This is a genomic window from Bacillus sp. RC51, from assembly GCF_044908115.1.
GTDB classification, from domain to species: Bacteria; Bacillota; Bacilli; order Bacillales; family Bacillaceae_G; genus Bacillus_A; species Bacillus_A mycoides.
On sequence record NZ_JBIYCW010000002.1, the window covers coordinates 705,372 to 713,308 of the forward strand.

The window sequence follows — 7,937 nt, forward strand, 5'->3', positions numbered from 1 at the left end:
GGTGAATAAAATGTTAACTCCTGAACGTCATCAAATGATATTGCAACTTGTAAAAGAGCAGAAGGTTGTTAAATTACAACAATTAGTGGAAAGAACAGAAAGCTCTGAATCAACAATTCGTCGTGATTTAGCGCAATTGGAAAAGCAAAGGTTATTAAAAAGAGTTCACGGTGGTGCTGCTGTTTTAACAGGAAAAGGACAAGAGCCAACGATGGTTGAAAAATCATCCAAAAACATTCAAATAAAACACCAAATTGCGAGGTATGCGGCTAACATTGTTGAACAAGGTGATTGTATTTATTTAGATGCAGGAAGTACAACATTTGAAATGATTCCATTTTTAATAAATAAAGATGTTACAGTCGTTACGAATGGACTTATGCATATTGAAGCTTTAGTTGAAAATAATATTCGTGCATATTTACTGGGCGGGATGATGAAGAGTAGGACGAAAGCTTTAATTGGTGCTATGGCACAGGAAAGTATGCAGAAGTATCGCTTTGATAAATGTTTTTTAGGAGCGAATGGTGTACATGAACAGCTTGGTTTTACAACGCCAGATCCAGAAGAAGCACTCTTAAAACAAATGGCATTAACATTAGCAAACGAAGGATATTTCTTAATTGATGAAAGTAAGTTTTCAGAAGTTGCGTTTGCGAAAATTGCAAATGTTGAAGATGCAAGCATTATTACAAACCATTTAGAAATTGATTTAGAAAAATATAAAAGACAAACCAATGTAATTGAGGCTGATAAACAATGATCTATACAGTTACTTTAAACCCATCTATTGATTATGTAGTACAAGTTAATTCTTTCGATTTAGGAACAGTAAACCGAGCAGAGAAAGATATGAAGTTTCCTGGAGGAAAAGGGATTAATGTTTCTCGTGTTCTTCATCGTTTAAGTGTTGAAAATGTAGCGCTTGGATTTACGGGTGGATTTACAGGCCAATTTATTAAAGATGTATTGCATGATGAAGGTGTAACAACAAACTTCGTCCAAGTAGATGGAGATTCTCGAATTAATGTGAAAATAAAAGGGCAAGAAGAAACAGAATTAAATGGACAAGGTCCTATTGTGACAAATGAGCAATTTGAACAATTGATGAAAAAAATCGAAAGTATGCAATCTGGAGATTGTGTTGTACTAGCTGGAAGTGTACCTTCTTCTATTCCAAATACATTTTATGAATCAATCGCAGAGTTTGGAGCGGAAAAAGGTATTCGTGTAGTGGTAGATGCAAGCGGTAGTGCACTGCAGCATGTAATTAAAAATAAGCCGTTTTTAATAAAGCCAAATCATCATGAACTTGGTGAGTTATTCGGAGTGGAGCTTTCAACCGTAGAAGACATATTACCGTATGGAAGAAAATTAATCGAACAAGGTGTAGAGCACGTTATCGTATCAATGGCAGGAGATGGAGCTTTATTATTTACGGCAGAAGGTATATATGAAGCAACTGTTCCGAAAGGTGTTGTAATTAATTCGGTTGGGGCAGGAGATTCTCTCGTTGCTGGATTTGTAGGTAAATATGAACAGACAAAAGATATTGAAAAAGCATTTCAATATGGTGTTGCAACAGGAAGTGCAACAGCATTCTCGGCGGATTTATGTACAAAGGAAAAAGTAGAAGGATTATTGTCGCAAGTAATTGTAGCTAAGCGATAGGGGGAAGCAGCATATGAAAATTACAGAACTATTAAAAAGGGATACAGTCATTATGAATTTGACAGCTTCAAATAAAGAAGCTGTCATAGATGAATTAGTTGAAAAGTTAAGCGGGGCAAATCGTTTAAATAGTAAAGCTGAATTTAAAGAAGCTATTTTAAAGCGAGAGTCACAAAGTACAACAGGCATTGGTGAAGGTATTGCTATACCTCATGCGAAGACGAATGCCGTTAAGCAACCGGCGATTTGTTTTGGTAGAAGTGTAAGCGGTATCAACTATGAATCACTTGACGGACAGCCTGCACATTTATTCTTTATGATTGCTGCAAGTGAAGGGGCGAATAATACTCATTTAGAAACGTTGTCTCGTCTATCTACATTATTAATGGATGAAGGTTTTCGTAAACAATTATTAGAAGCAAAGGATGAAGAGGAACTTCTTCGTTTATTTGATGAAAAAGAGAGTGAAAAAGAAGAAGAAGTTGAAGTAGCAAAGCCGGAAGGGAATGAGCCATACGTATTAGCTGTTACAGCTTGTCCAACTGGTATCGCTCACACATATATGGCTGCGGATAGTTTAAAAGCAAAAGCAGCAGAGTTAGGAATAGCGATTAAAGTTGAAACGAATGGATCAACAGGTGTTAAAAACGATTTAACGAAAGAGGACATTGAACGCGCAACGGCTATTATTGTAGCTGCAGATAAACAAGTAGAAATGAATCGTTTTGCTGGGAAGCATGTCATTCAAGTACCAGTCGCCGACGGGATTAGAAAAACTGAAATCCTTCTTAATCGAGCTATAAAACAAGATGCACCAATCTTTAAAGGTGTAAAAGAGGATGGGAAGGCAGAAAATGTAGAGAAAGAAAAAGGGCTAGGAATTTATAAGCATTTAATGAGCGGTGTAAGTAATATGCTTCCGTTCGTTGTTGGTGGTGGAATTTTAATTGCACTAGCATTTATGTTCGGTGGAATTAAGGCGGAAGGTCCTATTGCTGAAATGTTAATGAATATTGGCGGTGGAGAAAAAGGAGCCTTTTTATTCCTTGTACCTATTTTAGCTGGATTTATTGCAAGTTCTATTGCTGATCGTCCTGGTTTTATGCCTGGTGTTGTCGGTGGATTTTTAGCAGCACATGCGAATGCTGGATTTTTAGGTGGATTAATTGCTGGTTTCTTAGCTGGATATGTTGTTTTAGGATTGAAAAGATTATTTTCAGGATTACCAGTACAGTTAGAAGGAATTAAACCTGTTTTGTTATATCCAGTCTTTGGATTATTGATTACAGGAGTTGTAATGCAAAAAGTAGTAAACCCGCCTGTAGTAGCATTAAATGAAATGTTAACAGGATGGTTAAATGGTTTGAACGGTACGAATGCTATATTATTAGGTCTTATTTTAGGCGGTATGATGGCAATTGATATGGGTGGTCCAATTAATAAAGCGGCATTTACATTTGGTATTGCTGCAATAGAAGCAAATAATTTTGGAGTGCACTCTGCTGTTATGGCTGGTGGTATGGTACCGCCACTTGCGATTGCATTAGCAACTACATTCTTTAAAACAAAATTTACAGAAGCAGAACGTAAATCTGGTTTAACAAATTATATTATGGGAGCATCGTTTATTACAGAAGGGGCGATTCCATTTGCAGCTGCCGATCCGGTTCGAGTAATAGTAAGTTGTGTTGTTGGTTCAAGTATCGCGGGTGCCTTATCTATGTTATTCCAAATTACATTGCCGGCACCGCATGGTGGATTGTTTGTTATCGCATTAGTGAATAAACCGTTGCTATACATTTTCTCTATATTAATTGGGACGATTGTTTCAGCTATTATGATAGGTGTTTGGAAGAAGAAAGTTAAATAAAAGATAAAAAGGGACAGCTAATAGGAGTTGTTCCTTTTTCGTTACAAAAAGTAATTTAATAATTGGATTATGATGGATTTTGGTAAAAGATGTAATGAAAAGTGATTTTTTTGTAACAAAAAAGTAATACTGTAATTTTTTCTGGAAAAAAATTCTTATGCTAATTTGTGAGAAATATATGAAAACTATTGCTAATTTTGGTAGAAATACAATTCTTTAATATGGAAATTTATGTTACAAATCATTAATCGTTTATTACGAATGCTTTGTAATTGTGTGATTTTCGAAATTCTACAAAAAACTGTTGCTATAATGAGAACACGAAAACAAAGCAAATGGAGGCTATTCATGAAAAAATTATTAGGTATAGCAACAGCAGCAGTTTTTGGTCTTGGGATTTTTGCAGGTTCTGCTAAAGCGGAAACGATTGTAACAACAGATGTATTAAACGTTAGAGAAAACCCAACTGTAGAATCAAAACTTGTAGGTAAAATGTTAAGTGGAAATAAATTAGATGTTATAAATACAGAAAACGGATGGTCCAAAATTAAATTAGATGGTAAAGAAGCTTTTGTAAGTGCCGAGTTTACGAAAAGTTCTTATTATGTAACAGCAAACGTATTAAACATTCGTGCTGGAGCGAATACTGATTCAGAAATTCTTGGCACGCTTAAAAAAGATGACTTGATTGAAACGATAAATCAAGTACAAAACGAATGGTTACAATTCGAATATGGCGGGAAAGCGGCGTATGTTCACATACCATTTTTAACAGGTACAGCACCTGTTATTGAAAGAAAAGAAGTTCCAGCTCAAGATGAAGCGCCAACTAAGGTAAAAACGGCGGTTAAAAATGATACATCAGTTAAGGAGAAAGCGCCGGCTAAAAATGATACGGCAGTTAATGGAAAAGAATCAGTTAAAAGTGGAGTATCAAGTAAACCAGTAGCGCAAGCGAATCCGGCAACTAAGCCAGTGGCGAAATCTACTGAAACAAGTGAACCTGCTGGTCGTGAAATAACAGTAGAAGCGACAGCTTACACAGCTCACCCGAGTGAAAATGGCACATATGGTGGTCGTGTGTTAACAGCGATGGGGCATGATTTAACAGCGAATCCAAATATGAAAGTTATTGCTGTTGATCCGAAAGTAATTCCTCTCGGATCAAAAGTGTGGGTGGAAGGATATGGAGAAGCGATTGCTGGAGATACTGGTGGCGCGATTAAAGGAAACCGTATTGATGTTTTAGTTGGTTCAGATAGCACTGCTGATAGTTGGGGTCGTAAATCCGTTAAAGTGAAAGTTATAAAATAATTTATTAAAATAAAAAACGGCTGCTTGAAAATGTCTAAGCGGCCGCTTTTTTTTATAAGAATTATTGAAAAGGGTAAATTGTTTTACCTGTAATAATTTTATACGCGGTGCAAAATTGAGTTTGCATATACTCTGTATTTTTATTTTCTGGATGTAACGTTGTTTCTTGAATAGTAGAATGAAAGGAACGTAGTAAACAATTTAGTGCGAAGTATAATTCTTCTTGTGAACAATTTTGTTCTTTTATAGCAGTAGCTAAAATAAGGTCTTTTATTAATAATGGAAAATCGATAGTCGCTTGTTTCATAGTCATTGCACCCTCTCCGAGCTATTTTTTATCATGTATATGCAGAATTGGGCAAGCTATGCTCTTTTTTTGTGTAATTTCATGTACTAGATTCAAAGAACTTGCAATCATGCCGTTAAAATTGGTAAGATTGGTTATAATCAATAGATGGAGTATATTACATAAAGAGAGTTGAATGATATGGGAGAAGTGCAACGTGAAAAAGTTGCTGTCATCATTGGGCCAACTGCTGTCGGAAAGACGAAGTTAAGTATCGATCTTGCAAAAGCGTTGAATGGTGAGATTATTAGTGGTGATTCCATGCAAATTTATCGTACGATGGATATCGGGACTGCAAAGGTGACGATAGATGAGATGGACGGAATTCCGCATTATATGATTGATATAAAAGATCCGGAAGATTCATTTTCTGTGGCGGAATTTCAAGAACGTGTCCGTAAGTGCATTCGAGAAATTACAGAGCGCGGGAAATTACCAATTATTGTTGGTGGAACCGGTCTCTATATACAATCTGTTTTATTCGATTACCAGTTTACAGATGAGGCTGGGGATGCTACATATCGAGAACAGATGGAAAAGTTAGCATTAGAACACGGTGTGGAATATGTACATAAAAAGTTACAAGAAGTAGATCCAGAAAGTGCGGAGCGTATTCATGCCAATAATGTAAGGCGTGTTATTCGGGCGTTAGAAATTTTTCACACGACGGGTGAAAAAATGAGTAACCAGCTCGAAAAACAAGAAAATGAGTTACTGTACGATGTTTCATTAATTGGCTTGACAATGGATCGAGAAATGCTATACGATCGCATTAACTTACGTGTTAACCTAATGATTGAACAAGGTTTATTAGAAGAAGTAAAAGGTTTACATGAAAGAGGAGTGCGAGATTGTCAATCTATTCAAGCGATTGGTTATAAAGAGATATATGATTATTTTGAGAATCGTGTATCTTTAGAAGAAGCGGTATCACAATTAAAGACGAATTCACGCCGTTATGCAAAACGTCAATTAACGTGGTTCCGTAATAAGATGGATGTCGCGTGGTTCGATGTTACTGATGGTGAAAAAACGTCAGAAATTTTACGATACATAGAAGGAAAGCTACAACTAAAGTCGAATAATAGTAAGTAGAGAAAAAGAGGAGGATTCGACATGAAGCAATCAATCAATATTCAAGATCAGTTTTTAAATCAACTCCGTAAAGAGAATACGTTCGTTACGCTGTACTTATTAAATGGTTTCCAGCTTCGTGGATTAATTAAAGGATTTGATAATTTTACAGTCCTGCTGGAAACAGAAGGTAAGCAACAGCTTATTTATAAACATGCAATTTCTACATTTGTACCACAAAAAAATGTTTCAATTGAATTAGAGTAGTAATGAATTATTGTACATAACAAAAAAAGAGCGAGTTTCTCGCTCTTTTTTTTATTTGTCATAAACAATAAATAGTGAAATTTAAGCGATTCTAAATACAGTAAGACGAATGTTAGTGTTTCCTGTTGCAGGGATCGTAATCTCGTTAAGAGTAGATTGGACAGAAATGTTTGCTCCAGCACCTAATGTTTCGATTGTAGTAAATGAAAGTGAGTCGCCTATTAGATTTGAAGAGAAGTTGTCAGTAGCAACTGCTCCATTAATTGAAATTCCTACTCCAAGTGGAGCGCATCCTGGTGCAGTTGTAGAAATAGATACGCTAATTACATAAATACCAGCGTTAATAACAGTAACTGTATTTGTGCCGTTAAAGATAATATTGTTTACGTTAATTGCAGTACTAAAAATAAAGTTATTAAATTGGAGTACTGTTTGTTGGATGTTGTTTGTTACAACGATTGTTGCTACTGGGAAGCTAGGTCCAGTAGGTCCGGTAACTCCTATACCAGTAGCACCCGTTGGTCCTTGAACACCTTGAGGTCCAGTGGCACCCGTGTTACCTTGCGCACCTTGAGGTCCAGTAGCACCCGTTGGTCCTTGAACACCTTGAGGTCCGGTAGCACCCGTGTTACCTTGAGGTCCAGTAGGTCCAGGAGGCCCACCAGAAGGTCCGGTAGGTCCGGTAACTCCTATACCAGTAGCACCTGTGTTACCTTGAGCACCTTGAGGTCCGGTAGCACCCGTGTTACCTTGAATACCTTGAGGTCCAGTGGCACCCGTGTTACCTTGAGCACCTTGAGGTCCGGTAGCCCCCGTGTTACCTTGAATACCTTGAGGTCCAGTGGCACCCGTGTTACCTTGAATACCTTGAGGTCCGGTAGCCCCCGTATTACCTTGAGTGCCTTGAGGTCCAGTCGCACCCGTGTTACCTTGCGCACCTTGAGGTCCAGTAGCACCTGTGTTACCTTGAACACCTTGAGGTCCGGTAGCCCCCGTGTTACCTTGAATACCTTGAGGTCCAGTGGAACCAGTCGCACCCGTGTTACCTTGAGCACCTTGAGGTCCGGTAGCACCCGTGTTACCTTGAGCACCTTGAGGTCCGGTAGCACCCGTGTTACCTTGAGCACCTTGAGGTCCAGTCGCCCCCGTGTTACCTTGAGGTCCAGTAGGTCCAGGAGGCCCACCAGAAGGTCCAGTAGGTCCGGTAACTCCTATACCAGTCGCACCCGTGTTACCTTGCGCACCTTGAGGTCCAGTAGCACCCGTGTTACCTTGCGCACCTTGAGGTCCGGTAGCACCCGTGTTACCTTGAATACCTTGAGGTCCAGTGGCACCTGTATTACCTTGAATACCTTGAGGTCCAGTGGAACCAGTAGCACCTGTGTTACCTTGAAT

8 protein-coding genes are annotated in these 7,937 nt (G+C 38.1%); 6 read left to right on the plus strand and 2 right to left on the minus strand.

All coding sequences use genetic code 11. The features are described 5' to 3' along the window. Positions 1 to 10: 10 nt before the first annotated feature. The 4 genes from ABH959_RS08395 (at position 11) to ABH959_RS08410 (ending at position 4,855) form a co-directional block, all read left to right on the plus strand. Positions 11 to 763, plus strand: a complete 753-nt coding sequence (locus ABH959_RS08395; protein ID WP_002137840.1) for a DeoR/GlpR family DNA-binding transcription regulator — start codon at positions 11 to 13, stop codon at positions 761 to 763. Beyond that, positions 760 to 1,671 (plus strand): 1-phosphofructokinase, encoded by a 912-nt coding sequence (gene pfkB, locus ABH959_RS08400; protein WP_113936891.1) that lies wholly within the window; start codon positions 760 to 762, stop codon positions 1,669 to 1,671. The genes ABH959_RS08395 and pfkB overlap by 4 nt, the downstream gene beginning before the upstream one ends. Positions 1,672 to 1,684: 13 nt before the next feature. After that, positions 1,685 to 3,541: a PTS fructose transporter subunit IIABC gene (locus ABH959_RS08405; protein WP_113936892.1), complete on the plus strand. Its 1,857-nt coding sequence runs from the start codon at positions 1,685 to 1,687 to the stop codon at positions 3,539 to 3,541. Between the two features lie 348 nt (positions 3,542 to 3,889). Continuing rightward, positions 3,890 to 4,855: an SH3 domain-containing protein gene (locus ABH959_RS08410; RefSeq protein WP_404492440.1), complete on the plus strand. Its 966-nt coding sequence runs from the start codon at positions 3,890 to 3,892 to the stop codon at positions 4,853 to 4,855. 61 nt (positions 4,856 to 4,916) lie between these two features. Here ABH959_RS08410 and ABH959_RS08415 read toward each other — a convergent pair whose 3' ends face one another. Continuing rightward, positions 4,917 to 5,162, minus strand: coding sequence for a hypothetical protein (locus tag ABH959_RS08415; protein WP_219303744.1), 246 nt, complete (start codon positions 5,160 to 5,162; stop codon positions 4,917 to 4,919). Positions 5,163 to 5,342: 180 nt separating this feature from the next. Here ABH959_RS08415 and miaA point away from each other — a divergent pair, with 180 nt between their 5' ends. Beyond that, complete coding sequence (gene miaA, locus ABH959_RS08420) at positions 5,343 to 6,296, plus strand: tRNA (adenosine(37)-N6)-dimethylallyltransferase MiaA (protein ID WP_002014696.1); 954 nt, start codon at positions 5,343 to 5,345, stop codon at positions 6,294 to 6,296. Positions 6,297 to 6,317: 21 nt separating this feature from the next. After that, positions 6,318 to 6,542 (plus strand): RNA chaperone Hfq, encoded by a 225-nt coding sequence (hfq, locus tag ABH959_RS08425; RefSeq protein ID WP_000813896.1) that lies wholly within the window; start codon positions 6,318 to 6,320, stop codon positions 6,540 to 6,542. 81 nt (positions 6,543 to 6,623) lie between these two features. Here hfq and ABH959_RS08430 read toward each other — a convergent pair. Next, positions 6,624 to 7,937 (minus strand): Gly-Xaa-Xaa repeat protein (locus ABH959_RS08430; RefSeq protein ID WP_404492441.1); only part of this gene is annotated, 1,314 nt, incomplete at its 5' end.

Coding starts and splice junctions, on each gene's coding strand:
- hfq (WP_000813896.1), top strand. CDS start 6,318: ATGAAGCAATCAATCAATATTCAAGATCAGTTTTTAAATCAACTCCGT.
- miaA (WP_002014696.1), top strand. CDS start 5,343: ATGGGAGAAGTGCAACGTGAAAAAGTTGCTGTCATCATTGGGCCAACT.
- ABH959_RS08410 (WP_404492440.1), top strand. CDS start 3,890: ATGAAAAAATTATTAGGTATAGCAACAGCAGCAGTTTTTGGTCTTGGG.
- ABH959_RS08415 (WP_219303744.1), bottom strand. CDS start 5,162: ATGAAACAAGCGACTATCGATTTTCCATTATTAATAAAAGACCTTATT.
- pfkB (WP_113936891.1), top strand. CDS start 760: ATGATCTATACAGTTACTTTAAACCCATCTATTGATTATGTAGTACAA.
- ABH959_RS08395 (WP_002137840.1), top strand. CDS start 11: ATGTTAACTCCTGAACGTCATCAAATGATATTGCAACTTGTAAAAGAG.
- ABH959_RS08405 (WP_113936892.1), top strand. CDS start 1,685: ATGAAAATTACAGAACTATTAAAAAGGGATACAGTCATTATGAATTTG.